At 70.3% G+C, this 1,240-nt stretch carries 1 protein-coding gene and 1 pseudogene; both read left to right on the top strand.

Features of this window, described 5'->3' with window-relative positions:
• Positions 1 to 429 (top strand): annotated as a pseudogene (locus I53_RS10445) (MFS transporter); the annotation flags it as partial.
• A 60-nt stretch (positions 430 to 489) separates the two neighbouring features.
• On the top strand, positions 490 to 1,240 hold a 751-nt coding region (locus I53_RS30395; RefSeq protein WP_148291115.1), incomplete at its 3' end, for a DUF4118 domain-containing protein.

Below are 1,240 nucleotides of genomic sequence, written 5' to 3'. Positions count from 1 at the left end.
GTGTTCCTCACCGAGGGCTCGGCCCTCGACTGGAGCGCGGTGTTCCTGATCCAGCAGCGAGGCCTCGATCCGGCCTGGGCGGCGATGGGCTACGCGGCCTTCTCGGTGACGATGACGGCCGGGCGCCTTGCCGGCGATCGGGTCGTGGCCCGGCTCGGGCGGCGGCCCGTGGTGGTCTTCGGCGGCCTCCTGGCGGCCGCCGGACTCGCGCTCTCGGTCCTGGTCCCGGCCTGGGAGGCGGCCCTCGCCGGCTACGCCCTGGTCGGGGCGGGCTGCGCCAACATCGTCCCGGTCCTGTTCACGGCGGCCGGCCGCCAGACCGCGATGCCCGCGCGCGTGGCGGTGCCGGCGGTGACGACGCTCGGCTATGCCGGGGTGCTGGCGGGCCCGGCGCTGGAGAAAAACATAGGGAGATCGAGCGCGATCTGACCAGAGGCAGCGCGGCTGCCGTCGCGGGCGGGGTTTCTGCGTCAGGGAACAGTTGCAACGATGAGTGGGGCTCCGTCGATAGAGCATGTCGACCGCGCAAACGTCGACCGGACTCTCTCGATCGAGCGCCGCGAGCCGCGGGCGGCACGTTACGGCTACGCCATCGCGATTGCCGCGGTGCTCTGCGCGCTGGCTGCGCGTGCGGCGCTTCCGCCCGGCCTTCCGTTCATCACCTTCTATCCCGCGGTCATCCTCACCGCCTATTTCTGCGGTCTCGGTCCGGCACTCGTCTGCACGATCCTATCGGGCGTGGCCGTGTGGTACGCCGTGCTGCCGTCGAACCTTCCAGCCACGGGCGCATCGTCGGCCGCCATCGCCCTGATCCTGTTCGGGATCGTCGTGGGCATCAACCTGATCCTCATCGAGAGGATGCGGCGGGCCTCGGACGCCAACGCGGCGTTGGCGCAATCCACGCGGCGGCTCATGGTCGAGCTCCAGAGTGAGACCAGCCTGCGCATGGCCAACGAGCAGCTCGCCGAGAAGACGCTGCTTCTCGATCTCGCCCTGCAGGCCGCCGATGCCGGAACCTGGCGCTACTGTGTCCGGACGGGGCGCGCCCAGCTCTCGGAGCAGATGGCGCGTCACCACGGCTTCGGCGACCAGCCCATCGAAATCGACGTCGAGCGCGACTGGCGACCGCGTATCCATCCCGACGATGCCGAGCGGACCTTGCGGGATCTCGGGGCGGCCATTGCCGGGCGAACGAAAGTCGTCACGGATTTCCGCGTTCTCCTGCCGGATGGCCGGTGCG

Origin of the sequence: Methylobacterium sp. B1, assembly GCF_000333255.1 — a bacterium.
Classification (GTDB): domain Bacteria; phylum Pseudomonadota; class Alphaproteobacteria; order Rhizobiales; family Beijerinckiaceae; genus Methylobacterium; species Methylobacterium fujisawaense.
Note: the sequence above shows the minus strand (reverse complement) of the source record. Positions and strands in the feature narration are given on the sequence as shown.